Raw genomic sequence first — 26,971 nt, forward strand, 5'->3', positions numbered from 1 at the left:
CATTCATGCTGGCCTCCTTCCAGCCAGCATGTTGAATCACAGCCCAGAGAAAAGCGGAATCCTCAGCGACTCAGTTCGATGTCATCCCGCTCTAGCATCTTGGCCGGACGACCGAAGGGGATGCCCTGCTTCCGGGATCCGGCGCTGCCATGTTCTATCTATGCTCATCCGCACTGCGGAAGCACCGACCGCACCGCGCTCCCAGACGATCCGACGCCCCATCCAATCGGCACGGGGTCGTCGGAAAAGTCGAATATGTGCTGGCGTCAGGCATCGAGCCCGGCAATACGCGGGCGGGTCCAGAGATCGGTGGAGCGCTGCGGAAGCGTTCGGGCTAATCTGGAGGCCGCGACGAGGCGCATGCCGTGGCCGACATGGGCGATCTTGCGCACTGCCCCCGTTTTTGCCCGCGCATCGAGGGCTTGCGCCCCGCGACTCCTGAGAATGGTTCCGATCTCCCGGTAGACGCCATGGGCCGTCGCGACCGCCCATGCCGCCCGAGGCGGCAGCGCGGCGAGACCGTGAAGGGCGGAAGCATAATAGCCGTCGGCGAGATCGACGAGGCGCAAGACGAGTTGTGCCAGCGTCTCGCGATGGCGCGGCTCGCCCAGTTCGTCGGGCCTGATCCCCATCTCGTCCAGCCATTCGCACGGCAAATAGAGGCGCCCGGCGCGAAAATCCTCCGCGACGTCGCGGGCGATATTGGTCAATTGGAAGGCGATTCCCAGATCGCTGGCCCGATCGAGCGTTTCTGTGACCTTGGCGGTCTCGCGCTCATCCCGGCCCACCCCCATGACCACGGCCATCATAACCCCGACGACACCGGCGACATGGTAGCAATAATCGAGCGTGTCCCGCAGCGTCTCGTAGCGTCGCCCCTCTACATCCATGCGAAAACCCGCAAGGTGCTGGAGCGGCAAGGCCTCCGGCAAACGATGGCGAAGCGCCACGTCGCCGATGGCGTCGAACGCCCCCTCGCCCGTATGTCGTCCCCGGATGGCCGCAAGCGTCTTGGTCTCGAGTTCGTTGAGACGCGCCTCGGCATCGATTGCGCCAACGGGCGAGCGACGCGCAAAGCCGAGAATCTGATCGTCCACGACATCGTCGCAATGCCGGCACCAGGCATAGAGCATCATCGCGCTCGCCCGTGTATCGGTCCCGAAGAGCCGAGCGGCGGCGGCAAAGCTCTTCGAGCCCTTGGCAATCGTCGCCTGGGCCTCAGCCGCCGCGGCGGCACGGTCAGCCTTTCCGAGAGGCAGTGCGCGAGCAAGCATGGGCGACAGCGGTTCCGCGACGCTCATGCCGATACGCGCATCGAGGCTGCGTCAGCGATCATCAGCCCCGCCGTTGCCTTGGCCGAACCGACGACGCCTGGAACGCCTGCGCCCGGATGCGTCCCTGCTCCAACGATATAAAGATTGGGGATGGCGTCGTCTCGATTATGAGGGCGGAACCAGGCGCTCTGAGTCAGGATCGGCTCCAGCGAGAAGGCCGAGCCGAGATGGGCGTTGAGTTCGGTCGTGAAGTCGTTCGGCGTGAAGGTACGGCTTGTCACCAGATCGGCCTTCAAGCCCGGAATATAGTGCTCTTCCAGATAGTCGAAGATGCGGTCGCGATAGCGGGGCCCTTCGACCGACCAGTCGATATCGGCCTGGCCGAGATGGGGGACCGGGGATAGGACGTAGAAGCTCCCCATTCCATCGGGCGCCAGCGAGGGATCGGTGACGCACGGATTGTGCAGATAGAGAGAAAAGTCCGTGGCGAGTTCGGTGCCCCGGAAGATCTCGTCGATCAGCGGCCGATAGCGCGGGCCGAAACACACCGTGTGATGAGCAATGTCCGGCCGGTGCGTCTTGAGGCCGAAATAGATGACGAAGAGCGACATGGAAAAGCGCTTGCGCTTCAGCGCTCCGGCATATTTCGCGCCGCGCGCGGTTCGCCCGAGCAGCTTGTCATAGGTGTGAACGACATCGGCATTGGAGGCGACGAGGTCGGCCTCGAAACGGCGTCCGTCCGCGAGCTTCACGGCCTTGGCCTTGTCGTCCTCGACGACGATTTCGGCAACATCGGCCGAGGTCTCGATCCTGCCGCCGAGATCGGTGAAAAGCCGAACCAAGCCGTTGACCAAAGCCCCGGTTCCGCCGCGCGGAAAAAAGACGCCCCAGCGCCGCTCGAGAGCGTGAATCAGTGCGTAGATCGAGGAGGTGGCGAAGGGATTGCCGCCCACCAGCAGGGAATGGAAGGAAAAGGCTTGGCGCAGATGATCGTCCTCGATGAACTGCGCGACCTTGGAATAGACGCTGCGGTAGGCCTCTAGCCGGACGAGCTGTGGCCCGGCGCGAACCATGTCGCGGAAATTGAGGAACGGAACGGTGCCGAGCTTCTCATAACCTTCCCGAAAGACGTCCTTCGAATAAGCGAGGAAGCGGCGATAGCCTTCAACGTCCTTGGGGTTCAGAGCCTCGATCTGCCGATCGAGGTGCTCCTGATCGTCGGCATAGTCGAAACGGACGCCATCCTCCCAGGCTAGGCGATAAAAGGGCGCGACAGGCAGCAGTTCGACATAGTCGGCCATGGGTCGCCCGGCGACCTCGAACAACTCTTCGAGGGCCGAGGGATCGGTAATGACCGTCGGTCCGGCATCGAAGGTGAAGCCTTCATCTTCATAGACATAGGCCCGGCCGCCCGGCTTGTCGCGACGCTCTAGAAGGGTGGTCGAAATTCCGGCAGCCTGCAGGCGGATCGCCAGGGCAAGCCCGCCGAAACCGGCCCCGATGACGACGGCGCGGCGCCCCGTGCCGAAGGCGTTCGGTGCGATCCGGTTCATGCATAGGCTCCTTGAGGATGGCGAGAGGCGAGAACGCGCAAGGCGCTTCGCACGCTGACCGGCGGCTTGCCGGTGAGAATACGAAGCTTGTCGCCCCGTGTCAGCCGAGCGGCGTAAAAGCGCGAGACGACCGGCTCCGGCAGACGGTAAAAATGCTCCAGAATGCGGTAACGCTCGGCCGGGTCTCCGGCGAGATAGAGGAGCCTATTGAGCATGCGGAAGAAACCGCGGTCGGCCCAGGCGTCGATCGATTGGCGGCGTGTCGCGTCGAAGAGAGCCGCATTGGAATGGTCCGGCAGCGTGGCAATTCTGTCGGCGAGATGGACTGCATCGGGAAGCGAATAGCCTGTCGTCGGGTGGAACAGGGCCGCCGAAAGGCCGCTCGCCGGGAGCCCTTCGCGATCGGCCCAGAAGGCGTCGATGTCGCCCGAAAGCGCAATGGGCAGAACGCCCTCCTCTTCCCGCACGAGATCACCTTCAAGCCAGCCATGATCGCGCCGGTAAAGGTCGATCTTGGCGCGCGAGCCGTCCCGGTCTAGCGCGGCGGCGTCCGCATAATAGGTGTCTTCGATCAGAAGGCGTGTCGGCGTCAGCGGCAGCACATAGACGAAGCGATAGCCGTCGTCCTGGGGAACCGTCGCATCCATGATGGTCGGCTCGGCGACGCCATGGGGAGCGGCAAGCTCGATTTCCTGGCCTAGAAACTTCTGGAAGCCGAGGCTGAGATGGGGCCCCGGCCGATAGCCGCGACCATCGAGCGCCGCGCGCGCGCGAATCTGCGCTCCATCCTGAAGGACGAGACGCGTCTCCTCGCCTTCGCGCTCCACGGCTTCGACGGAGGACGACGTCTGCACCCGATCGCCGAAACGCTCGTTCAAAAGCGCGCGAAAGCGCTCCGAAGAGACGCTGAGATAGGCCGACGAGAGACGCCTGTGACGGTTTGGGAAGCGAACAAGGTTGCGGTCCCAGCGATAGGTGACGAAGGGCGCGAACCAGCGTAGCTCGTCTGGCGTCAGATCCTCTCCATGAAAAGACCAGGTATGATTGCCGCCCAGCTCGGGCCCGGCTTCCAGGAGCACGAAGGAAAGCTCTGGTCGCAGTTCGGCGAGCCGCCAGGCGACGAGGCCATTGGCGAGCCCTCCCCCGATCAAGGCGATATCGACCGGGCGGTCGGTCGTCTTGCTCACGCCACCAATCCTTGCAAACTCGTCTCCTTGTTCTGCCACCTCGAAGACCCGCTCAAAGCGGCCTCGGCAATGTCCGCTGCCATGACCGCGCCACCGGAGGCGCGGATTGGGCCGGCCATTCGACCAGCTGCTTTCCTGTAGCTATCTTCGCAGAGAAGCGCCTCAAGGGCACGGGCGAGTTTGCGGCGAGACAGAAGGACGCGGGGCAGCTTCAACCCGACCCCGTGATGGACGATGCGCGCCGCAATGCCGGGCTGATCGAAGGCAATGGGAAGAGCGAGAAGCGGCTTCCCGTCACGCAGGGCATCAAGGACCGTGTTCATGCCCGCATGGGTCACACAGACATCGGCCAGTGACAACGCGCTCGCCTGATCGACAAAATCGGCCACATGATCGGCCTCGAGCGAGGCTGCCTGCCGTTCGGTCAGCCGGCCGCAATGGGCGACGATCGTGGCTGCGCCGAGATCGCGCGCCGCGGCCACGATGGATTTCAGGAGGCGATGTCGATGCCCTTGCAGCGTTCCGAGGCTGACATAAACGACGGGCCGGCCAGCGCTGTGCTCCGGCAAGACGATCGGCGCAGGGGCCGTCGCCGCCGGGCGCCAGCGCCTGCGGATCGGGCCGACCCCATGACGGATCGACGAATATCCGCGCGGAAAATCGAACGCCTCGACGAGTTGCGAGACCTGCGCGCTCGTCGAAAGGCAGTCGGCGAGCTCGGAGCGAATTGGAAGACCAAGCTCGCGACAGGCCGTCTCGATCGCTCGGCCTTGATGTTTCAGAAGCCGGCGCGCGACCAACTCGCCGCCGCGATTGCGACCGAGACCCTCATCGCTCGGATCGTAGCGCCAGCCAAGAAAGGGAAGCGGAACGCTCTCGTCGCGATGCATCGGCAGCGCGGCAGCGAGCGACAGAAGCGGCAAGCCAAGCGCCTCGGCAATGAGACCGGCCGCGGGCTCCGTCTGATCGCCGATGACCGCGTCGCAGCCGAGGCGGTCCAGAAGACGCGGCGCGCAACGAGAGAGAGCGCCGGTCGCCTCGGCGCCGACCGCAATGGTCCGGAACAAAGCGAGCGGACCATCTCGGCTCGCCGCATCGACCATCCGCTCGGCAAGCCCCGCGCTCGGACCCTCGGCGCCATATTCGATAAGGCCGACACCCTCCGGCAGATCCTTCGAGAGGTGCCGGCCAGCCCCTTCCGGCAGGACAAAGCTTGCGCGATGACCACGCGAGACGAGCTCTTCGGCAACCGCTTCGAAGACCCGGAGATGGCTGAAGAGCGGCAGCGTGATCAATGCGAAATGCGCCATGGTCGGGCCTCTGGCCACTCCTCTTCCTCGGGTCTTCCGTACCCATGCGACGCCGTGGCGGCATCATGCGAAGGTTTTCCGTTGCATGATAACTGCCGATATCGTTACGCGTTCAACCGCTTCGCGAAAACCGCTGATCGCATCTTTGCCCGGCGCGGCGCCACAGATACGAAACATCTTCCCCGCCCTGCCCGAGGTCGACCGCATCGCGCATCGACAAAGCTAGGCGCGCGGGACCTTTCAGCCCTCCCAAAACCCTTTTGTCCACAGACCTTTTTGGTCTATGGCCAAATATCCCGCCTCTGGGCTTCTCAAGAAGGCCACTTCCTTGACCGATGCTGCTTCCGGATCGACCGGATCGAAACCGGCCCCCCAGGTCGGGCCTGAGCCGGACGACGATCGTTTCGCCGCTTTTAGAAATCCGCGCTTTCTTCGCTACTGGTTGGCGCGATTCTTCGCGACGTTTGCCACTCAGATCGTCATCGTCGCAGTCGGCTGGCAGATCTACGATCTAACCCGAGATCCGTTGGATCTCGGACTTGTCGGCCTTTGCCAGTTCATGCCTTCCCTGCTCCTCGTCCTCGTGACGGGCGTTGCCGCGGACCGCTATTCGCGGCGCTGGATCATGGGCGTCTCGACGCTGATCGAGGCGAGCGGATCGTTGGGTCTGCTGCTTCTGACCTGGCATGGGCTTGCCTCCCCGCTTCCCGTCTTCGCCATTCTGATCGCCTTCGGCGTCGCCCGCGCCTTTTTCGGCCCGGCGTCTCAGTCGCTCGTGGTCAATCTGGTGACGCGTCAGGAACTCGCCAACGCGATCGCCTGGAATTCCTCGTCCTGGCAGATCGCGGCGATCGTCGGCCCAGTCGCAGGAGGCCTGCTTTACGGGCTGTCGGCCCTTGCCGCCTATGGCGCCGGCGTGCTGCTCTTTCTCGCCGCCACCGTCCTTGTCCTATCGATCCGCGCCCCGGCCCAACGCACGTCGCGCGAACCTGCCAGCCTCGAAACAGTGGTCGCAGGATTTCGATATATCTGGAGGGAGAAAGTGGTGCTCGGCGCCATCTCGCTCGACCTCTTCGCCGTTCTCCTCGGTGGCGCGGTCGCATTGATGCCGGTCTATGCGCGCGACGTTTTGGCAGTTGGTCCTTGGGGACTTGGCCTCTTGCGCGCCGCGCCCGGCATCGGCGCCGTGGCGACGGCGATCTATCTCGCGGCCCATCCGATCCGAAACCATGCGGGCGCACTGATGTTCGGTTTCGTCGCCCTGTTCGGCGCCTTTACCGTCGTCTTCGGCTTATCTTCTGCTCCGTGGCTCTCGATCGTCGCGCTGATCCTTATGGGCGCCTCGGACATGATCTCGGTCTATATCCGCGAGACCCTGCTTCAGCTCTGGACGCCGGACGAGGTGCGCGGACGCGTCAATGCGGTGAACATGGTGTTTGTCGGCGCCTCGAACGAACTCGGCGAATTCCGCGCCGGCACCATGGCCGCCATCATCGGAGCGGTTCCGGCCGTCGTGATCGGCGGTTGTGCGACGATCGGCATTGCAGGCCTCTGGGCCTATCTCTTCCCCGATCTTCGCAAGGCGAAACATCTCGCCGCCCGGGATTGAGAGAAAGGTCAGACCCGCAAGGTGAGCGGCTTCGATCAGCCGCTCGCCTCAAACGGCTCGCCGAAAACTCGGGTCAGGAAGGCATCCAGCCAACGCCGCACCGGCGCATCATAGATCGCACGACCGTGGAAATGGTGCTTGCGAGCCTGGGCTCCGGGAAGAGCCAAGCGCTCATGGCCGCGCGTCGTCCAGCGGTGAAGCATAGCGAGGGTCAGTTCAGCGTGGAACTGGACGCCATAAGCCCGCTCGCCATAGCGAAAGGCTTGGTTCGGATACCAATCACCTTCCGCCAGAAGCTCCGCGCTTCTCGGCAACTCGAAGCCTTCGCGATGCCACTGATAGACCATATCGGGCCAATGTGGCAGGAAACGCCGCCCGTTCACCGTCGCCTTCAGCGGATAATAGCCGATCTCGGCATACCCCTCCGGATGCGGCGCCACGTCAGCACCAAGATGCTTGGCCAGCATCTGAGCGCCAAGGCATATGCCGAGAAAAGGTCGATCTTCCTTCAGCGGAATATCGATCCAGCCGAGCTCTTGGCGAATGTAATCGTCCGTATCGTTGGCACTGGGCGGCCCGCCAAAGACGATCGCGCCGCGATGGCCTTCGAGCGTTTCAGGAAGAGCATGGCCCAGCACAGGCCGGCGGATATCGAGCTTCAGGCCATGAGCTTCAAGCACCTGGCCGACCCGGCCCGGCGTCGAGTTCTCCTGATGGAGCACGACCAGCATCGGCCGGTCATCCTTGGACGCATCCAGACGATAGCGCGTCGATTTCAGACCTCGCTCGATTGTCTCCAAGGCGCTCGGCGCGTCTGCCTCGCTTGCAAAATGATCCATTCGTCGTCAGTCCGCTGTTCGCCCTGCGACCGCCCGCTTGCGGAGCATCCGGTCCCGGGTCGAGACGCCGAGCAGATCGGATACGCGCCAGATCACATTGTCCTCCAGCTCGTGAACCTGCCCGTCGGCGAAGGTGACCTCCCATAACTCTTCAACAAAACGGATGCGGGCCGCTTCGTCCAGTCGGGTCTTCAAGAGAGATGTAAAGCGATAGAGATCGACCGCCTCGTCATTGGCGGCACGGCCGGCCTCGGCGACACGCTCGGCTTCGGCGGAGGAAAGCCCGTAATCGCTGACGAGAACGCCGATCAGGCGCTTGCGCTCCTCCTCGGTCACCACCCCGTCAGCATCAATGACATGGAAGAGCAGCGCCGCCACAGCCAGGATCAGCTCGTCGGGCCCCTCGTCTTGAACGGGACGAGGTTCGCCCGCAATCTGCCGCATGACCGATCTCAGCCCATCGAACAGGGACGATGCCATGAGGGCTTCTCCTCAATCTGACGACCCGGCCAGCGGATGATGTCGCAGCCGGGTCCGCCTCATTGTTTCAAGCGAAGGAAACTGAACCGTCAGTGGGCAGCGCGAGCCTCGTCACCCTTCGGCTCGGACACGACGACAGGCCCGGCCGCACCATTCGCTTTCTGCCCTTCGATCTGTCGTGATTCGGTATCATCGCTTTCAGCCGGGCTCCGCCGATCGCCACCAGGGCGCTGCTCGATCATCCGGCTTCCGGCCTCCTGCGACTGTTCGAGCGGCGTCTTCCATTCGACCGCGTCGAGCTTGCGGCTGACCGGCGAAAGCGGCATCCAATCGTCGAGAATAATCCCATCGGCCATCCAGGCCGGATCGCGCCGCGCCTTGATCGCCATCGCCAGCCATTCGCGCACGCGGCCGACCTCGCCGCTTTGCTCCTCTTCGATATCGGCCAGAAGCAGATAGACGCCTTCGCGCGGATCCTTGTCGGCCGCCTTCAGCGCCGCCGTGCGTGCCATGTCCAGCTGGCCCGCATCGAGCGCTGCGCGCGCAAGACAGAGATCGGCTTCCACATGGGAGGATTGCATATCGGCGAGCTTGCGCGCCCGCTTCAGCCGATCCTCCACCGAGTCGCCGGCCCTGGCATGGACATAAGCGTCGGCGACCTGCGGGTGGGGCGAATGGGCCCAGGCGGTTTCCAGAATGCGTGCGCCGCGCCGCGTATCGTTGAGGCGAAAGGCTGCGCGCGCCGCAACAAGGGCGGCGGGCACGAAGTCCGGTGCGAGCTTCTGGGCCTTACGGCCGAGCGAGCGTGCCTGTTTCGGATCGGTGTCGGAGAGGTCCTGCGCCTTCGCCGTCAGGAGAACCGCGCGCAGACGTTTGGCCTCGCCGTCATTGACCAAACGCGTATTGGTTTGAGCCTCGAGGACACGAAGCGCGCCGTCCCAATCGCCGGAGCTGGACTTGCGCTCCAGAACTGCGTCGCCCGCCCAGGGCAGATTGGGCGCCAGGCGCAAGGCGCGCTCGGCATAATATTGTTCGGCCGCTTCGTCATTGACGCGCCGCGCCTCGACGAACAGGCCGCGCAGGGCCAGAAGCCGCGTATCGGGATCGCGCTCCATATCCTCGAAGATACCCCGTGCCCGGTCGTGATCGCCTTCGATCAGCGCCGTCTGGGCATCGAGAAAGCCGAGAAGTGGCTTATCCTTCGAACCGACACGCTTGGCGGATTTGCGTACCATCTCGCGGGCGACCGCAGCATTGCCCGCGCCTGCCGCCATAATCCCGGCGGTCAGGTAGCGATGGCCCTTGTTGGCGCTGCGCTTTTCCCGCCATGCGGCCCAGCGATCCGGCGCCTGGAAGAACTTCGCGATCGCCCAAGCGATGACAAGAACCGCACCGATGAAGATCAGAGTCGCGACCAGGAAGACGACGAGGCTGACCTCGACGCTCTGTCCCTGCCAGACGAAGGTCACCGATCCCGGATTATCCGCCAACCAGCCGAAGCCGAGATAGAGAACGAGAACGAGAATGAAGAATGTCAGGATAGCCCACATGGCCGACGTCGTGCCCCTTAGCCTTGGTTTTCTTGGCCGGCCGGTTCGGCGGCGGACGAAGAGTTGAGTAGGGATGAAACGGCCTCGGACAGCGCTTGATCCGTCGCAAGCCGCGCCTTCACGTCGGCGGCGAAGTCGGACCCGGCCTTTTGTGCATCCGCCGGCAGGCTTTGCCACTCATTCATGAAGGCCGCGAGATCGCCGGTCTCGATGGCATTGTCGAGGCGCGTGACGGTCGCCTCGGTGCCTTCGGCATTCTCGTCGACGGGACCGGCCGGGCGCACGCGAACCAGTGTCTGAAGCCCCGCAAGAACCTGCTCGCCGACCGGCGCATCGGTGCCGGGACCAGCAAGGGCAGCGGCAACGCGATCTTCCACATCCGGCCATCTTGCGGCGAGCGCCGTCTTGGTCGGGACGCCGCCATCGGCATAGGGTCGCAAAGCCTCGACCGTCGCCTCGGAGCCACCGGCCTTGGCAAAGGTGTCAAGTTCGCCGCCAAAGGAAGAGCCGGAATCAATCGCGCTCTTCAGCCCCGCCGCCGCCAGCGCAAGCCGCGCCTCGGCATTGGACCTCTCGAGCGCCGAGAGCCTTTGATCGCTTGTCTCGAGGTTCGACTTCAGCTCCTCCACCCCGGCTGCAGCCTGCTGTGCGGTTTCCGAGGCGCCGCGCGAGGACTGTGTGGCGGTCCGGGCGGCTTCTCGCGCGCTCGTCGCGGCCTCGTTTGCGCGATTGGCGGCCTGCTGCGCTTCGTCGACGGATTGTTGAAGTGTCTGGATCTGGCTCGACGCCTCGTCGGCACGACCGCGCGCCGCCGCAGCGCTCTCGGAAGCCGCCTTGATCGCAGCCGCGGTATCGGAATTACCGGACGATCCGGCTTCCAGACCCTCGACGCGCTGGGACAGAGCAGCAAGTTCCTCAGGCGTGACGACGCCCGCTCCGGCAACGTCGGCGCCCTGAGGAGCCGCGTCGAGATTCTGGCGCAAGGTATCGAGCTCGGAGCGCAAGGATGCGAGTTCCTCGCTCGACGCGCCCGAAGTGGCAGCGGACGGCGCAAAAAAGCCATTGGCCGAGAGAGCATAGGCGCCGCCAAGCGCGACAGCCGCGCCGACGATACCGGCCGCGAGCACGCCGCCAAATCCGACGCCGGAACGCTCATGGGACGAGGCCTGGGCACTTCTCGCAGCGGACGTGCCAGCAGCTGTCGCCCCTGTTCCCGCCGCGGTGGCCTTCGGTTTATCCTCGGCTGCGCTCTTGGGCTTTTCAGGCACGCGGGTCACCGCCGGCGGTCCCTGATAGCCGCCGGTCTTGGACCAATCGGAGTGGCTCCGCGCCTCGGCGCCCTCATTGGGTGGTATTGCCGTCGCGCTGCTTTCCTCCGTCGCTGGAGGCTCTTTGGACGATTCCGCACCCTTATTCGTTTCAGCCATTGGCGTTCCTTCAGTCGTCGATTCGTTCGCGCCCGAACTTTGGCGAGAAGCGTCCGGTTCCGCCTTCGCTTCGGTGAAGCCTTCGTCCTCAGCAAATTCCGTTTCCGGCGTTTCGGCCGACGTCTCGGTGCGGGTTTCGGATTTCGTCTCGGCAGATCCCGCTTGGGCCCGATCCTCCGCCGCGAACGCCTTGTCCGGGCTTTGCGGCTGCCGGGTCTCGGCTTTCTCGGGGTTGGTGGCCGTCTCCCCCTCGGCCTTAGACGCGCCCGTGGTCGACGTTTCGGCCGACAGGTCGATCGTCTTGCCGCGCGGGCGGCTCTGTCTCGAGCGTCGAGGACGGTTCGTCATCGGCAGGGCTCCCTCACCTCAGGCTGCATTCAACGCGATTCGAAACACCGGACGGCTCGCAACGCATGACGACCATTGGTCCCTCATTCGCAAGACTGGCGCAAGGCTGGACGCCCGCTCTCCCCTCAAACTTAGGCTAGGGTATCCATTCGAAAAGCGAAGCAAGCGACGGGCTTGTGGAAATCTTTGCCCTATAGGTCAGATCGACGGGCAAAGCGGCGGCGATCCGCTCGGACAAACAGAGAAGGTGCGGCTGTGCCTTGAGGGGCCATCCGAGCGATGCCTCATCGAGCCTTGCGACGAGCCTGCCATAAGCTTCCGCCTGCCCCCGAGACAGGATGAGAACGGCGTCGACCGGTGCTCTGCTCAGCGTCGATTGGGCGAAAGCCAGGTCGGGCATGAGGGGGGCGATGTCATAGACCTCCCAGATGCCGAAGGCGATATCGCAAGCCTCGAAAGCCTTCTCGAGGCTTCCGGACCGGTTCCGCCCGGCGGCATAGAGAAGATTCGGTCGCGCGGTTGCGCCAAACGCAGACCTGACAAGCGACGGCAGACTGGTCGCCGTCCCCTCTCCCGCAATGACATGGACCAGACCTACCGCTCGCGCCGCTTCGGCTGATGCCTCGCCGACGGCGAAGACCGGCCGCGTATCATCGGAAAAAACCTCCGCGAGACGCTCGACTGCTTTCGCGCTCGTCACGACGAAGCCGGTCCAATCCCCGACAGGCGCAGCGCTCTCCAAGCGGACGACGACCTCAAGCGGCAGGAGTAACGGCTCATGGCCGATACCGATCAGCTTCTTGGCCGTGTCTCGCGCCGATTCGGCCTCTCGAACGACCACAACCCTCGCCATCACCAGAGCCTCAGGCCTTCAGATCGGCCCATCTGGCAAAAAAGCCCTGTCCCGCCGCACTCAGAACGACACGCCCAGCTTCCATGCCGATCTCATGGGCATCGGACACCGGTCCGCTCTGATGCGTTTCATGCATCTCGCTCCCATCGGGAGTGAGAATCACGCCATGAAGCGTGAGCTGCCCATGCCCGTCGAGCTGGGCATGGGCTGCGATCGGCGTCCGGCAGGAGCCGTCAAGCTTGGCGAGAAAGGCCCGCTCCGCCGTCAAAGCGACCGTGGTGTCCGCATGCCCGATTGGCGCCACGAGTTCGGCGATCCGCTCGTCGCCCTCGCGGCTCTGGATGCAGATCGCACCTTGGCCGGGCGCTGGGGGGAACCGTTCGACCGAGAGGACTTCCGTCGCCGTCGAGGCCATGTCCATCCGATTGAGGCCGGCCAGCGCCAGGAGCGTGCCATCGGCTTGGCCCTCGGCCAATTTCCGCAAACGGGTCTGGACGTTGCCGCGGAAGATCACGACATTGAGATCGGGACGCAGGCGCTTGATGAGCGACTGACGGCGCAGCGACGCCGATCCAACAGTCGCACCCCTTGGCAGATCATCGATGGTCGCAACGTCGCGACCGATGAAGGCGTCGCGCACGTCCTCGCGCTCCAGAAAGGCCGTGATTACAAGGCCTTCGGGATTGGCCGTCGCCATATCCTTTGAGGAATGAACCGCGATATCAATCCGGCCATCAAGAAGCGCGGCTTCGATCTCCTTCGTGAAGAGGCCCTTGCCGCCCACCTCCGAAAGCGGACGGTCGAGGATGCGGTCGCCGGAGGTCGAGATGATTTCAATGCCGAAGGCGTCCTCGGGCAGTCCATGGGCGGTCATCAGCCGGGCGCGCACCTCGCTGGCTTGGGCAAGAGCCAGCTGGCTGCCGCGCGTTCCGATGCGGATGGGTGCCTCGGTATGGGACATGGACGATAGGCCTCCGTGACTTGGGCTTGCGTGTCGCTCTTTGTCATAGGCGCCCCGCTCGCTGCCATGCAATCACCCAGTCATGGATCGGCCAGAGGAGACGCGCCACATCAGTGAGGGCTTTTCTCCGATGACGAAGCCTGCCAGAACCCGCAGCAATAGCGAAGGAGCGTCACATCCATGCCCGACAAAGGGCCTTTCATTCTCGGGATCGAGACCAGTTGTGACGAGACCGCCGCGGCTGTTGTCGGGCGCGACAAAGCGGGCCGCGCCGCGATCCTGGCCAATGTGGTCCACAGCCAGATCGACGAGCACGCCGCTTTTGGAGGTGTCGTTCCGGAGATTGCGGCGCGGGCTCATGTGGAGGTGCTCGACGACTTGGTCCGAGCCGCCCTGAGCGAGGCGGATGCGGGCTTCGAACATCTGGCCGCAGTCGCGGCGACAACCGGTCCCGGCCTGGTCGGCGGCCTCATCGTCGGTTCGGTGACGGCGCGCGCGATCGCCCAAGCCCGCAACCTTCCCTTTCTCGCCATCAACCATCTCGAAGGCCACGCTCTGACCCCGCGACTGACGGACGAGATCGCCTATCCCTACCTCCTGCTGCTGGTCTCGGGCGGCCATACACAGATCCTTCTCGTTCGCGGCCTTGGCCTTTATGAGCGCTGGGGAACCACCATTGACGACGCATTGGGCGAAGCCTTCGACAAGACGGCCAAGCTCCTGCGCCTCGGCCATCCCGGCGGACCGGCCGTCGAATGTGCGGCCGAGACCGGTGATCCCACCCGGTTTGCCCTGCCCCGGCCGATGCGTGGAGAAGCCAAGCTCGATTTTTCCTTCTCTGGGCTGAAAACGGCGGTCCGACTTGCGGCCGAGAGAGCGGCCCCTCTCGACGAGCAGGCGGTGAGCGATCTCTGCGCGTCGTTCCAGGCCGCCGCTGCCGCCAGTGTCGGCGACCGCATCGCCCGTGCGCTGGCCCGTTTCCGCGAAGAGCTTCCCGAGATCGCCTCACCGGTCCTTGCGGTCGCGGGCGGCGTCGCAGCCAATCGCACGATTCGGGCTGCACTCGAGGGCGAGGCCAACGCTGCGGGCTTTGCCATCGTCGCGCCGCCCTTGAAGCTGTGCACGGACAATGCCGCGATGATCGCCTATGCGGGTCTGGAGCGCTTTGAGGCGGGGCGCCTTGACCCTCTCGACACACCGGTTCGCCCGCGCTGGCCGCTCGACGAAACGGCCTTGCCCGTGGTGGGCTTTGGCCGTCGGGGAGCGAAGGTATGAGCTTGGCGAAGGACGAAAAAGGGCGCTTTGCCGTCGTCGGCGCCGGTGCATGGGGCACCGCGCTCGCCGCGCTTTACGCATCCGCCGGCCATGAGGTCTCGCTCCTTGTCCGCGATGAAGCACGCGCGGCGACGATCGCCGCAACCCGCCGCAACGAAGCCTATCTGCCAGGTATCGACCTGCCGTCGACCCTCCATCCCACCGCGAACCCTTCGGCGGCACTCACGTCGGCCGACATCGTTCTCCTCGTCGTCCCGGCACAGGTTCTCGGCAGCGTCGCGAAAGAGCTTGTGCACGCGATCCCTTCGAAGGCGCTCGTCGTTCTCTGCTCGAAGGGCATCGATCGGACGACGGGTCGCTTTGCGTCTGAAAATGTCCGCGAGATCATAGGCGCACGCCGGCTTGCCGTCCTGTCCGGCCCGAGCTTTGCGGCCGACGTCGCACGCGGTTTGCCGACCGCCGTTACGGTTGCCGCTGAGGAGGCGAGCGCGGCCGATGCGGCTGCGGCTCGGCTTTCGACCGAAACTTTCCGCTGTTACGCGAGCGACGATGTTGCCGGCGTCGAGGCCGGCGGGGCTCTGAAGAATGTGTTGGCGCTTGCCGCAGGGGCAGCGATCGGCCGTGGTCTCGGGGAATCGGCCAAAGCGGCCATCGTCACGCGTGGTTTCGTCGAATTGCGCCGCTTAAGCGCAGCGCTTGGCGGGCGGGCGGAGACCACCATGGGGCTTTCCGGTCTCGGCGATCTGCTTCTCACCTGTTCGACGGCTCAGTCCCGCAACTTCGCCTATGGGCTCGCCATGGGTCGGGGTGAGCCGCTCAGCGGCCTCAAACTCGCCGAAGGGGTGTTTTCCGCCGAGATCGCCTCGCGTCTTGCTCGCGAACGCGGCGTCGAGGTCCCGATCATCGATGCGGTGGCCGACATTCTGAAAGGGGAACTTTCACTCGATGAGGCGATGCGACGGCTTCTCACACGCCCCTTGAAGCGCGAGTCCGCCGACTGAACCCGATCTCAAGCAGCCCTTCGAGGCTGCCCGTCACAAAAGGACAAAGGAAGACAACGATGCTGTTTGCCATTCTCTGCGAAGACAAGCCCGGCGCCCTCGAGCTTCGGATGGAGACCCGCCCGGCCCATCTCGACTATCTCAAGAGCCTCGGCAAGACCCTGAAATTTGCCGGTCCATTCATCACCGATAAGGAACAGACGCCTTGCGGTAGCCTCGTCGTCATCGAGGCCGAGGACGCGGAAGCGGCAAAGGCGATCGCCGACAAAGACCCTTACGCCGAGGCTGGGTTGTTCGAGAGCGTGTCCATCCGCCCATGGGTCTGGGCGATCAACAACCCGGAATCCTGATCGATCTCCAACTCCCAGCAAGGAGCGCGAAGACGTTGCAATATTGGCTGTTCAAATCCGAGCCCTTCAAATGGTCCTTCGAGCAGCAGAAGGCGAAGGGCGAGGCCGGACAGGAGTGGGACGGCGTGCGGAACTATCAGGCACGCAATTTCATGCGCGAAATGGCGGTCGGCGATCGCGGTTTCTTCTACCATTCCAACGAAGGCAAGGCCGTCGTCGGGATCGTCGAAGTGATTGCGACCGCCCATCCGGATTCGACCGCCGAGGACGCCAAGTGGGAGTGCGTCGACATCAAGGCCATGATGGACGTGCCAAAGCCTGTCACCCTGGATGACGTGAAGGCTGAGCCGCGACTGAAGGACATGGTGCTGGTCAACAATTCGCGCCTCTCGGTCCAGCCGGTCACGGCGGATGAGTTCGCCCTGGTCTGCGAGATGGGCGGTCTCGATCCGAAAGAGGCGATGGCGAGCTAAGCCGCCCGTCCATCAGACGAAACCCGTCAGCTTCTCGGGCAACGACGGATTTCAGCGGAGTTCCTGCGCTGTAGCGGCTTTGGGGTGGTGTCTGGTTCACTCGGCCAAGCAACGGATCAATCGAGGTCGCGGCGCATGGTGGCCATGCCGTTCGAACGGCCAAGTTCCTCATAGCCCGACGATTCGTAAAGCTTGAGGGCCGGTTCGTTGTCGAGTTCAACCTTCAGGGTGATCGAGAGCGCACCGAGGTCGCGCGATGCGTTTTCAGCAAATTGCGCGAGCTGGGTGCCGGCGCCGCCTCGCGCCTCTTCCTCGACGAAGACATAGACGAGGTGGCGCACTTCCGGGCCGATCCCCACCCGCAGCGCGAAGAAACCGACTTCGCGCCCGCTCTCGTCGAGAAGATAGAAGGATTCGTCATCCGGCTCGTTCAGCCATTTCTCCTGCCATTCCAGCGGATCGAATGGATGCTTGGCGTTTGGATTGACGAGAGCAAGATCGCTTTCCTCTTTGAGAAGGCGGGCAAGTGGGGCGAGATCGAACGGTGCGTTCCGGCGGATCGTCAGCTCGGACAAGGCTCTGGCTCCTGGTCGGGTCGTCGGTTGTCGGCGGATTTCGGGTCGCTCCTCGCATGGGCATAATGCTCGGCGCAACCGGGCGGCCGCCCTTTGGCTCCTCCGCCCGCATGGCGCCTCTTAAGCCTTGGTCACACGCCGCAAGGTGAGGTTGAGCCGACCCCCATTCTTCAGAAGAGCAGACGTCGCCGGGTAAATTCGGTCGACGCCGTGATAGGCAAGCCTTCCCTCCCCGCCAAGCACGACCACATCGCCGGAGGCAAGGCGCAACGACGTCGTGCGCCCGCCCCGTGTGGTCTCGCCGACACGGAAGCGGCAATCGTCGCCGAGCGAGATCGAGACGACCGGCGCGGCGAAGTCAGCTTCGTCCTTGTCCTGATGCATCCCCATCTTCGCCGTCTCGTCATAGAAGTTCACGAGGCATGCCTCGGGCGGCGCATCATGGCCGGCGATTTCGTCCCACAGCGAAAAGAGGCGCTCTGGCATGGCGGGCCAGGATTTGCCGGTCACCGGGTGGGTCGGCTGATAGCGATAGCCGTTGCGGTCAGCGACCCAACCAAGGCTGCCGCAATTCGTCATCCGAACCGAGAGCGGCTTGCCGGTTCGCGGCATGACCGGCTGAAAGAGAGGCGCTTCGGCGACGACGGCGCGAATATCCTCGAGCAGCGCCTTCTGGGCGGCGGGATCGAGGCAGGACGGCACATGCCGCACGCCCTTCGGCAAAACATTCACGAGAGATAGCCGAGCTGCGCCGCGAGCGCGACCGCATGGGTCCGGTTGGAGGCCCCGAGCTTGCGCTGCGCAGAGGTCAGATATTGAGACACGGTGTATTCGGATAGGCTGAGGATCGTCCCGATCTCTTGGGAGGTCTTTCCCAGCATTGCGAGGCGCAGGCTGTCGCGCTCGCGCAAGGTGAGCGGATTGTTGCGCCGGTTTTCCTCGAACCGTAGCGCCGCCAGCATGCCGAGAAAGGAAAAGGCGAAGCAATGTAGCGCCTGGATCGAGGCGCGATCGGGGAGCGCGTTCGGACCGGCAAAACTCAGAACGCCGCTGAAGGCGGTCAAGGCGTGAACCGGCAGAAGAACGCCCTCGCGCCAACCTTCGCCAGCCAGAAACTTCGCGCCGGGCGAAGGATCGTCGTCCGAGATGCCATAGAGCGTATCGAGATCCCATTCGAAGGGCATCGGATCGGTGGCTAGAGTCGCGACGACGACCTTGTGGCGATGAAGCCCGGTCGTCTCGTAGCTTCGTTGAAAGGCAGGGGACCAGTTGCCGAGCAGATAACGGGTCTGAAGCCCCTCCTCATCCGTTGCCGGCATGGCGAGCGCGGCGGCATGGGTGAAGCCGAGATCGGCGGAAACGGACAGAAGCTCCGCGGTCAGAGCATCCTCGTCCCACGGACCGTCGAGACTGGCGATGCGATGAAGGCAATCGGTCATGCGACGCGGCCCGATCCGCACGGACAGACGCGTCCGTTTACGGGACAGCGTCGTCGATCCCCCCGCCAGTCGAGCGCCCCGTCGATCATCGAACCGTCTGGCATTGATCCATCCCTCGTCGATCCGGCGCAATCGAGACGATTGGCCGTCTTCTCCGCACGCAGCCACTTTGAACGCATTCCGCCACAAATTTGAAGCCTTGCGCAAACGGCAAACCCCACTTCTGCTCCAGAGCGGGACAGCCTCTTTCAGAAGAAATAAGGAAGAGTCCCGCCTCAGCACCGTTTACCATTCTTCAATACAGCGGCTCGCCGCCATTGACCGAAACTCTCAGAGAGATTTACTTCCGGTTAGCCAAGCATTCCGAAAAATTTTCGGATTATATTCAAATTTTAACTTTCCCGAATCCAATCGCCGGAGGCGTAGAATGGGTATCGCGCGCATCGATCCGAACACGGTTCGAGACGGCTATCTGCAAGAAGCGAGCGCGGACGACGTCTTCGTCCTCGCTGTCGAACAAGGCTGGTCCTATCGAATCGATCTTCTGTCATCCGACGGGTCACTCGATCCCCTTCTCTCGGTCTATGAAGCATCGAGCGGCCGTGTCTTTGCCAATGACGACGTGGATCACAACGGCGGGAATTTCAATGCGAGCCTCGGCTTCACGGCCGCGGCGTCGGGCGATGTCTATATCGACGTCTCCAGCTGGGGCGACATCACCTTCGGTGGCTACCACCTGGTGGTGAACCCGGTCGGCCACGTCTATGATTCATCCAGCTTCCTTTTCACGGATGTCGATATGGGCATCTTCGAGAGGGCCCGCACCGTGGTTCTGGACCAGCCACATGTTGGATCGATCGACTTTTCCGGCGATATCGACATGTTCCGTCTCGACGTGATCGCCGGTCGGTCCTACACGGTCGATCTCAGCGATCTGGGAGCCGGGCTCGACATGGCGCTCGAAGTCTTCGGAGCGAACGGCCACAGCATCGGCTTCAACGACGACCGGGGCGACGGAAGCCTCAACTCCCGTGTCCATTTCACTGCCGAGGAAACCAGATCGGTCTATCTGGAAGCCTTTTCACACGCGGGCACGATCGGTGCCTACCGCCTCGATGTGAACGGTGGATATGGCGATGACAACCAAGGTTCGGACCACCTGAACGGTCTCTCCCCAAACGACGCGAAAGAAATCGCCTATCTCTACGAAGCGGCGCTCGGACGTCAGGCTGATATTGACGGGCTCAATTTCTGGATTGATCAAAAAGAGTCGGGCTTTTACGACGATGGGGATATTGCCCTGGAATTCGTTGGTTCGACCGAATTTCGCGGACGCTTCGGCGATCCGGAAGCGATGACCAATCAGGACTTCGTCGAGCGGCTGTATCTCAACGTCCTCGATCGGCCGGGCGAAACCGCCGGCGTCGCTTTCTGGACTCATCAGGTCGATACCGGCATGGATTGGAAGGAGCTTCTCTGGAGCTTCGCGACGAGCGAGGAAAACACCGCCAATTCTCAATATATCGATACGCTGACCGATGATGGGTCCGGCTGGTGGTATTTTGCCTGAGCCGAAACGGCGGCAATCCTCAGAGGGCGGCGAGTCGAAACGTCGCCCTCGGGAATGGATTTTCCTCGCGATATTCACAAGTTACGATTTCCTCAAAAAAGTTCCCCTTCAGCGCAAAAACCTTCTCTTCGCCGGATTCAGATCACTCTTTCGTCACATGAGTTGAGGATATGGCGCCTCACCGACCGGTCCGAGGGGTCTTGCGGGACGAAGCGTCCGAAGCATCGACTGGCGGCTTAAGATGGGGTCAGCGCAAACGCCAAGCTGCGACGCGCTCATAACGCTTCACAGGTCTGACGAATGAAGTTCACTGCCAAGGCGGTCCTCACGGCCGCTGTTCTCGCCTTCGCCTCTGCGGGTGCCACTGTCGCGACGACCGAAGTCGTCTATGCGGGTTCCAAGGCAAGCGCCGGAACCGCTTCCTATTACGGCAAGCGCTTCCACGGCCGCACCACGGCCAATGGCGAACGGTTCAACATGAACGCCATGACTGCAGCGCACAAGTCGCTGCCTTTCGGCACAAAAGTGAAGGTCACCAATCGCAACAACGGCAAGTCCGTCGTCGTGCGCATCAACGATCGCGGCCCGTATCACGGCAATCGCGTGATCGATCTCTCCCGCGGCGCCGCCGCGAAGATCGGCATGCTGAATTCCGGCACGGCGCGCGTCAGCATTCAGGTCCTCTGATCGGACCGATAAGATGCGAGGGATCGTTCAATGCGATGGACATCCCTCAAAGCCGGTAGGGTTCGAGCGAAGGCGGAGCGTCCATGATGGGCCCTCCGCCTTTTTTCGTGCACCATTTCCGTGGTCGGCGGACGAGATTGGCTATTTGGCTCTTCGCTGGCCCGCTTGACAGCGCTCCGCGGACTGATAGCGTTGATCCCATCCAAGGGGAGGTCCGGCAGGGACCTGAGAGGCCGACGGGAGCGATCCGCGCGGCGACCCTTCGAACCTGATCCAGTTCATACTGGCGTAGGGATGGGAAGCCGGACAGCGACGATGCATGAATTGCATCCCGTCAAGCCGGTAGCGGCTCGTACAATCGTGGGGTTCGCCCTCGGCCGCGCTCGTTCTCCTCGACAGCCCGACTGGATCTCCGCAGACCGCCATCTCGGATCGACGCCATAGGCGTCTCATCCGTCTGCCGGTCGGACGCAATGTCGAAAATGGCGAGCCGGTGCGCCGGTTCCCTTTCGACGGTCAGGAGAGCCGTCATGAATGCGCCAGAAACGTTCGAAACACCGAAAGTGACAACCGGTGCACTGCCGGCCTCGCGCAAGATCCATCGATCGAGCGACCGATTTCCAGGCCTGAAGGTGCCGCTTCGGGCGATCTCCGTCCATCCAAGCGCGAGTGAGCCGGATGTCGTCGTCTACGACCCGTCCGGCCCCTATACCGATCCAGCTGCTTCGATCGATATTGGCCAAGGTCTTCCGCGTATTCGCACCCCGTTCATCGAAGCGCGCGCCGACACACAGGCCTATGTCGGCCGAGCGGTGAAACCGGAAGACAACGGCAATCTGCCGATTGAAAAGCTGACGCCGCAATTTCCCCTCGCTCATCGTCCGTTGAGGGCCAAAGATGGGCGACCGGTGACCCAGCTCCAATATGCCCGAGCCGGGATTGTCACCGCCGAAATGGAATTCGTCGCGATCCGCGAAAATCTCGCCCGCGAAGACGCCGCCGCGTCTCGGAAAAGGCCGGATGGACGCCCTTTCAAGGCGGCCATTCCGGATTTCATCACCGGCGAATGGGTGCGCGAGGAAGTGGCCTCCGGCCGGGCGATCATTCCGGCCAATATCAACCATCCTGAAGTCGAGCCGATGGCGATCGGCCGTAACTTTCTCACCAAGATCAACGCCAATATCGGCAATTCGGCCGTCACTTCGTCCATGGCCGACGAGGTCGACAAGATGGTCTGGGCGATCCGCTGGGGCGCCGACACGGTGATGGATCTGTCGACGGGCCGCAACATCCACAATATCCGGGACTGGATCATCCGCAACGCGCCGGTGCCGATTGGCACCGTGCCGATCTATCAGGCGCTGGAAAAGGTCGGAGGCATCGCGGAGGATCTCACTTGGGAAGTGTTCCGCGACACGCTAATCGAACAGGCCGAGCAAGGCGTCGACTATTTCACCATTCATGCCGGCGTGCGTCTTGCCCATATCCCGCTCACCGTCGACCGAGTGACAGGTATCGTCAGCCGAGGTGGCTCGATCATGGCCAAGTGGTGCCTGCATCATCACCGCGAATCCTTCCTCTACGAGCATTTCGCGGAGATCTGCGAGATCATGGCGGCCTATGACGTCTCCTTCTCGCTGGGCGACGGGCTGAGACCCGGTTCGATCGCCGACGCCAACGATGCGGCGCAATTTGCCGAACTCGAAACCTTGGGCGAACTCACGAAAATTGCCTGGGCCCATGGGTGTCAGGTGATGATCGAGGGTCCCGGCCATGTGCCGATGCACAAGATCAAAGAGAATGTGGATCTCCAGATGGAGCTCTGCGGCGAAGCGCCCTTCTACACGCTCGGGCCGCTCGTGACCGACATCGCCCCGGGCTATGATCACATCACCTCAGGGATCGGCGCGGCGATGATCGGCTGGTTCGGCACGGCGATGCTCTGCTACGTGACGCCCAAGGAGCATCTCGGCCTGCCCGATCGCGATGATGTGAAAGTCGGCGTCATCACCTACAAGATCGCTGCCCATGCCGCCGATCTCGCAAAAGGCCATCCGGCCGCCAAGTTACGCGACGACGCCCTGTCTCGCGCGCGCTTCGAGTTCCGCTGGGAGGACCAGTTCAATCTTTCTCTCGATCCCGAAACGGCGCGCGATTATCACGACCAGACCCTCCCGAAGGAGGCCCATAAGGTCGCCCATTTCTGTTCGATGTGCGGGCCGAAATTCTGTTCGATGAAGATCAGCCAGGACATTCGCGAGGCGGCTAGAGACGGAAAAGCCAAGGCCGAGGGTATGGCGGACATGGCGCAGAAATACCGCGCGAGCGGCGACCTCTATATGCCGGTCGATGCATTCGCCAACGAGGCCCCGAAAGCGAACTGACCGAGCGCCGCTCCAGCAAAAGCAATGAAAACCCCGGTGCAGCGGCTGCACCGGGGTTCCTTAGATGCGAGGCGCGACCGGGTGCGAGGCGCCCGGCGGCTGATGGTGGCTCAGGCGATCGACGTCTCGATGCCGTCCACGGCCGCAAAGCCGAGGAGGAGAGCATCGAAACCATCGGCTTCGACGATGTCGTCCCAATAGTCGAGCTCGGCATCGACCGCTTCGCGACCGAAGCCGTTCTGATAGACGAGGCTGATCGCATCGCGGGTCGAAAGACCGTCGATCTGATCGGTGAACTCGCTGCTGGTGACGAAGAAAGAAGCCGCCTGTTCGACCGTCAGGGACTGGCCTTTGTTCGCATTGATCCAGAAAGCCTCGCCATTGGTCTCGGCGTTGCGGTTGAACGCCGCCTGATAGAAGACGTCCAGATCCTGGCGGAACTCGGCATCGCCCAACACGGTGTCCTGACGCAGGTCGAGGTTCTGGATGCGCGTGTCCTCGGCCTCGGGCGTGTCGGCTCCCATGAAGGCATTCGATTCACTACCGAATTTTTCGGAAAGGTAATCGCCAAGAGCCTTCTGCTCGCCGAGCGCGTTGGCCGGCGCCTCAGGAAGATCGGCTTCGGCATCGTTGATGATCGACGGATCGATCGGATCGGAGAGCGTGCCGTCCTGAAGGAGGAAGCGGAAGTTCTCCGCGTTGTCGCGGAAGGGATAGCCATCGCCGCCACCAGCGATGAAGTTGAGCGTCACGATCGAAATGGTCGACGGCGCGTTCTCGACGATCTGACCGTCTTCGACGATCGTCGCCAGCACTTTGCCATCTGCATCGATGAGCGCGACATTCTTGATCCGGGCACCCGACTCCGCACCCTCGTCGTAAGAATAGCTGACTCCGCCGACCTGCGGGAACGCGCCCTCATTATTGGCGACACCGGCCGCGTAATCGAGGATGTTCAAGAGGCCCTGAGGCGTCACGTCCGCGACGACCAGCTTGTTGTCGAAGCGCAGCGCATTCTCGATATCGAGCTGGGAAACGCCGCCGAGGGGCTTGCCGGCTTCCGGATTGGCGATCGGGCGAACCTCTTCACCTTCCTGGTTGACCGAACCGATCGAAGCGCGGATGCCGCCGCCATTCTTGATGGAGACGACGAAGCTGTCGCCGCCCAGCGCGTCGAGCGCGGCATCGCGATTGGCGTCGGCGGTCAGATTGCCGAGATTGGTCTCCTGGCTGCGGACGATCGCGCGCTCGCCTTCCAGATAGACATCCGTGCGGCCGAAGACGGTGCCGTCCTTGTCGTTGATGACATTTTGGACGGCATTGGTGATGGTGCGCACCTCGCTGCCGATCGAGCCGTCGGTGAAGGCGACGGACTCCAGCTCGTCGACGGAGACGCCATAGGCCTTGGCGACGATCTCGGCGCTGGACGCATAGGCGCCGCTTTCGGCAACATCATAGCTGCCCGGAACGTAGTTGCCGTTCTCGTCGAACTTGACCACGAGGCGACCGAGATAGGTGAATTCGTTGTCGGTGTTGACCAGAAGCGTCGTGCCGCCGGCCGCATCGGTGATCTCGATCGGATAGGTGTCCGAGAACTCCGCCGCATGGCCGTTGAACTGAACGGCCTGATCGTCGGCGTCGCCGATCCGCTCGTTGGAGCCAGCGCCCACGATGATATCGACCCCCTTGAGAAGGGTTGCCAATTCGCGCTCATTGTCGAGATTCTGCAGATGCGACATCAGAACGATCTTGTTGATGCCGTCCGCGATCATCCGGTCGATGATCGGCTGAAGCTCGGCGGCTAGCGCCGACATGTCATCTTCATTCGGACCGTTCACGGTGGTCCCGGTCGGGGAGGAAATGTTCTCCAGACGCTGGGTCGTCGCGCCAAGAAGGCCGATGCGCTCGCCGCCTTCGGTGATGACCGCAGCGGGAACGATGGAGCCCGGTGCCAGCGATGAGGCCTCGGGAAGCGTATCGCCGCTCAGCGTGTCGATATAATTGTTCGACAGCGAGGAGTCGCCGGAGAAATCGACATTGGCGGTAATCTGCGGGAACAGCGCGCCGACCCAGTCGCCCGACGGAGAGATCATTTCGTCATAGGCACGGGAACCGAGATCGAATTCGTGGTTGCCGATCGTCGAGGCTTCGGTGCCGAACGCATTGAGGATTGCGAAATCCGGGCGGCCGCGCCCGGCGGAGCCGATGGCTGCGACATCGGAGATCGACGGATCGGCACCGGCCGTCAGGAACGGCCCCGGGATGACGTTGTCCCCACCCGACAGAATCAGCGTGTTTGCATATTTGTCGTCGAAATAATCGATCAACGCGCCCATCAAAGGTGCCGTCTGCGAAGCCAGAAGGCCCGCTTCCGGATCGCCGAAGTGAAGCAGCTGAAGCGTGTAATAGGAGGACTGATCCATTTTAAGCGTCCGCTATGGCTCGGGCGGTAGGCACTCATCGACCCACGAAGTTCCCGACATGACAGAAAGCGCCAACCGCGCGGATCGTGATGTGTCGATCCGCGCCGTGGCACGTCGATCCCGGCGGCCGAGCCTCTTTTCGGCAAGGTCGCGGTGCGGGTCGCTGTTATGGGCGCCATGCAAAAACTGCATGACGGAAGCGTTACAGAAATATGTCGCGGGTCGTTGAGGCCGCTTTTGAGCCTCTGGAAAATGGATTGCTAGCGAAGCGAATTGCGTACCGGCGCGCGTGACGAGCAAAAAACAATGCCGCGCATCTCCATCGATGGGAGACGCGCGGCGCCGGGTCGAATCGCTATTTTTGGATGGATCGTCAGAAGAAGTAGCCGTTCGCGAAAGCCGCATCGACATTCGTCGAATTTTCTTCCGACAAGGCCAATCCGGAAAGCGCCCCGGCGACGTCGATCTGGCCCGACGAATAGGCGTTGGCCCAGAAGGTAAGACCAGCGTCTTCCGGATCGCGATCAAGGATATTGCGATAGAGCTCGGTCACGAAGGCGACCGCGTCGTCGATGATGCGCGCATAGGCGGTTTGGAACTCGTCGGAAGCGACGAAGGCATTGGCGACCGCGTTGAAGTCAAGAACGGCGTCATCAAGAGCATCGATCCAATATTTGAAGCCGGCGGAATCCGGCATCCGGCCGAATGTCGCCTCGTAAAGACCGAGGAGATTTCCGGCCGCACCGTCCTTGTCCAGAGCCAGCGTCCCGTCGGCGAACTGGATGCGTTCGAGATTGCTCAGGCTTTCGGAGAAGCCATCCCCCGTGATGGTGACGCTCGTCCCGTCGACGCGGATTTGAACGCCGCTGTAGGGCAAGCTGTAGGTTGCGGTCCCCAAACCGCCATCTTCCGTAACGACACCAACCGTGCCGCCACCGCCATTCTGACCACCCTCGCCTACCTCGGCCCCATTCAGATATTCGCCGATGACCGTATCGCGATCAAAGGCCTCGAGCGCTGCCAGGAGCTCTTGCTTTCCGGCCTCCACGAGCGAGGGGTTCTGCCAGATGTAACGCAGAAGATCGGCTGTCTCGGGCGTCAACGAGCCTGGAGGCGCAGTCGAAATGATCACCTCGACATCCAGCGTCTGGGTGAGGTTTCCGTATTGTTCGAGAATATCGATGAGAGCGCCGATCGTCAGATCGATAAAGGCCGAAAAGTCGAAAGTCATACGCTTTGTCCCCCAAGCGGCCTCGCCGCCCACACTGCCGCAAGGTCAGATACTCACTTTCGCCAGTTCGAACAACAGATAGACTGCTTCTTAACCGCAATCCAAAGCCATTATGACTTTACGGCAACAGGACCGCTTTGGCCGGCTGATGGTGGCGTTCCACCTCAATCTC

The 26,971-nt window shown here is 62.8% G+C and carries 23 protein-coding genes and 1 riboswitch; of the genes, 8 read left to right on the top strand and 15 right to left on the bottom strand.

Annotated elements, in window-relative coordinates:
• Positions 1 to 266 precede the first annotated feature (266 nt).
• The 4 genes from B9A15_RS19470 to B9A15_RS19485 are packed head-to-tail and all read right to left on the bottom strand — an operon-like array spanning position 267 to position 5,324.
• A complete protein-coding gene (locus B9A15_RS19470) occupies positions 267 to 1,301 on the bottom strand; it encodes a phytoene/squalene synthase family protein (RefSeq protein ID WP_244557042.1) in 1,035 nt (344 codons plus the stop codon).
• Positions 1,298 to 2,827, bottom strand: a complete 1,530-nt coding sequence (locus B9A15_RS19475; protein ID WP_084412206.1) for a phytoene desaturase — start codon at positions 2,825 to 2,827, stop codon at positions 1,298 to 1,300. The genes B9A15_RS19470 and B9A15_RS19475 overlap by 4 nt, the downstream gene beginning before the upstream one ends.
• Complete coding sequence (crtY, locus tag B9A15_RS19480) at positions 2,824 to 4,014, bottom strand: lycopene beta-cyclase CrtY (protein WP_084412207.1); 1,191 nt, start codon at positions 4,012 to 4,014, stop codon at positions 2,824 to 2,826. Before crtY ends, B9A15_RS19475 begins: the two co-directional genes overlap by 4 nt.
• Positions 4,011 to 5,324, bottom strand: coding sequence for a glycosyltransferase (locus tag B9A15_RS19485; RefSeq protein ID WP_084412208.1), 1,314 nt, complete (start codon positions 5,322 to 5,324; stop codon positions 4,011 to 4,013). Before B9A15_RS19485 ends, crtY begins: the two co-directional genes overlap by 4 nt.
• Positions 5,325 to 5,652: 328 nt before the next feature.
• Here B9A15_RS19485 and B9A15_RS19490 point away from each other — a divergent pair, with 328 nt between their 5' ends.
• A complete protein-coding gene (locus B9A15_RS19490; protein WP_244557043.1) occupies positions 5,653 to 6,933 on the top strand; it encodes an MFS transporter in 1,281 nt (426 codons plus the stop codon).
• A gap of 35 nt (positions 6,934 to 6,968) precedes the next feature.
• On the opposite strand, the gene B9A15_RS19495 is transcribed toward B9A15_RS19490, so the two are convergent.
• From B9A15_RS19495 to hemC, 6 genes are all read right to left on the bottom strand, one after another.
• The gene (locus tag B9A15_RS19495; RefSeq protein WP_084412210.1) at positions 6,969 to 7,772 is read right to left on the bottom strand and encodes a glutamine amidotransferase; all 804 of its coding nucleotides are present in this window, start codon (positions 7,770 to 7,772) and stop codon (positions 6,969 to 6,971) included.
• Between the two features lie 6 nt (positions 7,773 to 7,778).
• Positions 7,779 to 8,252, bottom strand: coding sequence for a tellurite resistance TerB family protein (locus tag B9A15_RS19500; RefSeq protein ID WP_084412211.1), 474 nt, complete (start codon positions 8,250 to 8,252; stop codon positions 7,779 to 7,781).
• Positions 8,253 to 8,341: 89 nt separating this feature from the next.
• Positions 8,342 to 9,802: a heme biosynthesis protein HemY gene (locus B9A15_RS19505; protein WP_084412212.1), complete on the bottom strand. Its 1,461-nt coding sequence runs from the start codon at positions 9,800 to 9,802 to the stop codon at positions 8,342 to 8,344.
• Between the two features lie 17 nt (positions 9,803 to 9,819).
• Entirely contained in the window at positions 9,820 to 11,577 is a 1,758-nt protein-coding gene (locus B9A15_RS19510) for a COG4223 family protein (RefSeq protein ID WP_084412213.1), read from the bottom strand.
• 136 nt (positions 11,578 to 11,713) lie between these two features.
• The gene (locus B9A15_RS19515) at positions 11,714 to 12,430 is read right to left on the bottom strand and encodes a uroporphyrinogen-III synthase (RefSeq protein WP_084412214.1); all 717 of its coding nucleotides are present in this window, start codon (positions 12,428 to 12,430) and stop codon (positions 11,714 to 11,716) included.
• 10 nt (positions 12,431 to 12,440) lie between these two features.
• Positions 12,441 to 13,391, bottom strand: a complete 951-nt coding sequence (hemC, locus tag B9A15_RS19520; protein ID WP_084412215.1) for a hydroxymethylbilane synthase — start codon at positions 13,389 to 13,391, stop codon at positions 12,441 to 12,443.
• A gap of 180 nt (positions 13,392 to 13,571) precedes the next feature.
• Here hemC and tsaD point away from each other — a divergent pair, with 180 nt between their 5' ends.
• The 4 genes from tsaD to B9A15_RS19540 are packed head-to-tail and all read left to right on the top strand — an operon-like array spanning position 13,572 to position 16,490.
• Positions 13,572 to 14,666, top strand: coding sequence for a tRNA (adenosine(37)-N6)-threonylcarbamoyltransferase complex transferase subunit TsaD (tsaD, locus tag B9A15_RS19525; RefSeq protein WP_084412216.1), 1,095 nt, complete (start codon positions 13,572 to 13,574; stop codon positions 14,664 to 14,666).
• Complete coding sequence (locus B9A15_RS19530; RefSeq protein ID WP_084412217.1) at positions 14,663 to 15,667, top strand: NAD(P)H-dependent glycerol-3-phosphate dehydrogenase; 1,005 nt, start codon at positions 14,663 to 14,665, stop codon at positions 15,665 to 15,667. The genes tsaD and B9A15_RS19530 overlap by 4 nt, the downstream gene beginning before the upstream one ends.
• 59 nt (positions 15,668 to 15,726) lie before the next feature.
• The gene (locus tag B9A15_RS19535; protein WP_084412218.1) at positions 15,727 to 16,017 is read left to right on the top strand and encodes a YciI-like protein; all 291 of its coding nucleotides are present in this window, start codon (positions 15,727 to 15,729) and stop codon (positions 16,015 to 16,017) included.
• A gap of 35 nt (positions 16,018 to 16,052) precedes the next feature.
• Positions 16,053 to 16,490, top strand: coding sequence for an EVE domain-containing protein (locus B9A15_RS19540; RefSeq protein WP_084412219.1), 438 nt, complete (start codon positions 16,053 to 16,055; stop codon positions 16,488 to 16,490).
• Between the two features lie 116 nt (positions 16,491 to 16,606).
• Here B9A15_RS19540 and B9A15_RS19545 read toward each other — a convergent pair whose 3' ends face one another.
• From B9A15_RS19545 to B9A15_RS19555, 3 genes are all read right to left on the bottom strand, one after another.
• Entirely contained in the window at positions 16,607 to 17,065 is a 459-nt protein-coding gene (locus B9A15_RS19545; RefSeq protein ID WP_084412220.1) for a GNAT family N-acetyltransferase, read from the bottom strand.
• A 120-nt stretch (positions 17,066 to 17,185) separates the two neighbouring features.
• Positions 17,186 to 17,797, bottom strand: a complete 612-nt coding sequence (locus tag B9A15_RS19550; protein WP_084412221.1) for an alpha-ketoglutarate-dependent dioxygenase AlkB family protein — start codon at positions 17,795 to 17,797, stop codon at positions 17,186 to 17,188.
• On the bottom strand, positions 17,794 to 18,504 hold the full coding sequence (locus B9A15_RS19555; protein WP_084412222.1) for a helix-turn-helix transcriptional regulator: 711 nt from the start codon (positions 18,502 to 18,504) through the stop codon (positions 17,794 to 17,796). Before B9A15_RS19555 ends, B9A15_RS19550 begins: the two co-directional genes overlap by 4 nt.
• Positions 18,505 to 18,931: 427 nt before the next feature.
• Between B9A15_RS19555 and B9A15_RS19560 the strand changes: the two genes are divergently transcribed.
• The 3 genes from B9A15_RS19560 to thiC all read left to right on the top strand — a co-directional run bounded on the left by B9A15_RS19560 (position 18,932) and on the right by thiC (position 23,145).
• Positions 18,932 to 20,074, top strand: a complete 1,143-nt coding sequence (locus B9A15_RS19560) for a DUF4214 domain-containing protein (RefSeq protein WP_170923372.1) — start codon at positions 18,932 to 18,934, stop codon at positions 20,072 to 20,074.
• A gap of 300 nt (positions 20,075 to 20,374) precedes the next feature.
• Positions 20,375 to 20,761: a septal ring lytic transglycosylase RlpA family protein gene (locus tag B9A15_RS19565; protein WP_084412224.1), complete on the top strand. Its 387-nt coding sequence runs from the start codon at positions 20,375 to 20,377 to the stop codon at positions 20,759 to 20,761.
• A gap of 195 nt (positions 20,762 to 20,956) precedes the next feature.
• A riboswitch (TPP riboswitch) is annotated at positions 20,957 to 21,073 on the top strand.
• A gap of 218 nt (positions 21,074 to 21,291) precedes the next feature.
• Positions 21,292 to 23,145 (top strand): phosphomethylpyrimidine synthase ThiC, encoded by a 1,854-nt coding sequence (thiC, locus tag B9A15_RS19575; RefSeq protein ID WP_084412226.1) that lies wholly within the window; start codon positions 21,292 to 21,294, stop codon positions 23,143 to 23,145.
• 110 nt (positions 23,146 to 23,255) lie between these two features.
• Here the strand turns inward: thiC and B9A15_RS19580 are convergent, their stop codons facing one another.
• Positions 23,256 to 25,568, bottom strand: coding sequence for a 5'-nucleotidase C-terminal domain-containing protein (locus tag B9A15_RS19580; RefSeq protein WP_084412227.1), 2,313 nt, complete (start codon positions 25,566 to 25,568; stop codon positions 23,256 to 23,258).
• Between the two features lie 373 nt (positions 25,569 to 25,941).
• A complete protein-coding gene (locus B9A15_RS19585; RefSeq protein WP_084412228.1) occupies positions 25,942 to 26,799 on the bottom strand; it encodes a DUF4214 domain-containing protein in 858 nt (285 codons plus the stop codon).
• Positions 26,800 to 26,971: the final 172 nt, after the last annotated feature.

The sequence above is a fragment of the Fulvimarina manganoxydans genome (assembly GCF_900176465.1).
Taxonomy (GTDB): domain Bacteria; phylum Pseudomonadota; class Alphaproteobacteria; order Rhizobiales; family Rhizobiaceae; genus Fulvimarina; species Fulvimarina manganoxydans.

Coding starts and splice junctions, on each gene's coding strand:
- B9A15_RS19565 (WP_084412224.1), top strand. CDS start 20,375: ATGAAGTTCACTGCCAAGGCGGTCCTCACGGCCGCTGTTCTCGCCTTC.
- B9A15_RS19475 (WP_084412206.1), bottom strand. CDS start 2,827: ATGAACCGGATCGCACCGAACGCCTTCGGCACGGGGCGCCGCGCCGTC.
- B9A15_RS19500 (WP_084412211.1), bottom strand. CDS start 8,252: ATGGCATCGTCCCTGTTCGATGGGCTGAGATCGGTCATGCGGCAGATT.
- B9A15_RS19530 (WP_084412217.1), top strand. CDS start 14,663: ATGAGCTTGGCGAAGGACGAAAAAGGGCGCTTTGCCGTCGTCGGCGCC.
- B9A15_RS19555 (WP_084412222.1), bottom strand. CDS start 18,504: ATGACCGATTGCCTTCATCGCATCGCCAGTCTCGACGGTCCGTGGGAC.
- B9A15_RS19585 (WP_084412228.1), bottom strand. CDS start 26,799: ATGACTTTCGACTTTTCGGCCTTTATCGATCTGACGATCGGCGCTCTC.
- thiC (WP_084412226.1), top strand. CDS start 21,292: ATGAATGCGCCAGAAACGTTCGAAACACCGAAAGTGACAACCGGTGCA.
- tsaD (WP_084412216.1), top strand. CDS start 13,572: ATGCCCGACAAAGGGCCTTTCATTCTCGGGATCGAGACCAGTTGTGAC.
- B9A15_RS19495 (WP_084412210.1), bottom strand. CDS start 7,772: ATGGATCATTTTGCAAGCGAGGCAGACGCGCCGAGCGCCTTGGAGACA.
- hemC (WP_084412215.1), bottom strand. CDS start 13,391: ATGTCCCATACCGAGGCACCCATCCGCATCGGAACGCGCGGCAGCCAG.
- B9A15_RS19470 (WP_244557042.1), bottom strand. CDS start 1,301: ATGAGCGTCGCGGAACCGCTGTCGCCCATGCTTGCTCGCGCACTGCCT.
- B9A15_RS19485 (WP_084412208.1), bottom strand. CDS start 5,324: ATGGCGCATTTCGCATTGATCACGCTGCCGCTCTTCAGCCATCTCCGG.
- B9A15_RS19515 (WP_084412214.1), bottom strand. CDS start 12,430: ATGGCGAGGGTTGTGGTCGTTCGAGAGGCCGAATCGGCGCGAGACACG.
- B9A15_RS19510 (WP_084412213.1), bottom strand. CDS start 11,577: ATGACGAACCGTCCTCGACGCTCGAGACAGAGCCGCCCGCGCGGCAAG.
- B9A15_RS19505 (WP_084412212.1), bottom strand. CDS start 9,802: ATGTGGGCTATCCTGACATTCTTCATTCTCGTTCTCGTTCTCTATCTC.
- B9A15_RS19535 (WP_084412218.1), top strand. CDS start 15,727: ATGCTGTTTGCCATTCTCTGCGAAGACAAGCCCGGCGCCCTCGAGCTT.
- B9A15_RS19560 (WP_170923372.1), top strand. CDS start 18,932: ATGGGTATCGCGCGCATCGATCCGAACACGGTTCGAGACGGCTATCTG.
- B9A15_RS19580 (WP_084412227.1), bottom strand. CDS start 25,568: ATGGATCAGTCCTCCTATTACACGCTTCAGCTGCTTCACTTCGGCGAT.